Below are 536 nucleotides of genomic sequence, written 5' to 3' on the forward strand. Positions count from 1 at the left end.
TACATGGAATAGCGATATGATGTCTGGGACTTGCGCAGCGCGTGAATTCGGATCTGCTATCTGGTCTGAATCCGTACCGGGTAAACTTTCCGCCCTGGCAAACAATTTGCCGATCAGTAATACCACGTTTGAAGTTTTGGGTTCGGATGCGAAATGGCTGGCAGAAGGTAAGCCCGCGCTGATTATTAATCTGGAAGTGGTGAAGGATGCGAAACTATTACCGCGTAAGGTTGGTTCGCTTGCAGTAGTTACGCGCGAACTGGTGCGAACTTCTCCGGAACTCCCCGAAATTCTCCAGCAATCTATTATTAGCTCCGCCGTTCGCGCCCTGGATAAAACATTCTGTAGCGAGAATGCAGGCGATGCTATTACCCCAGCGGGTATTTTGCATGACCTGGTAGCAACGCCTGCTTCTGGTAGCCTGGCTACTGCGCTGGGTATCCACGGTAAAAACGGTAACGATATGCGCCGTAGTGCGATTGTCGCGCCGCTGGGCTGGGTATCTACGCTGAACTTCGGCGAACTGGCCGAACTGG

1 protein-coding gene is annotated in these 536 nt (G+C 52.2%); it reads left to right on the forward strand.

Translation table 11 applies throughout. From position 1 onward, the window contains the following. Positions 1-16: 16 nt before the first annotated feature. Positions 17-536: hypothetical protein (locus N1032_RS27485; RefSeq protein ID WP_259543899.1), on the forward strand; the 520-nt coding region annotated here is incomplete at its 3' end.

It is taken from the genome of Herbiconiux daphne (assembly GCF_024979295.1).
Taxonomy (GTDB): Bacteria; Actinomycetota; Actinomycetes; order Actinomycetales; family Microbacteriaceae; genus Herbiconiux; species Herbiconiux daphnes.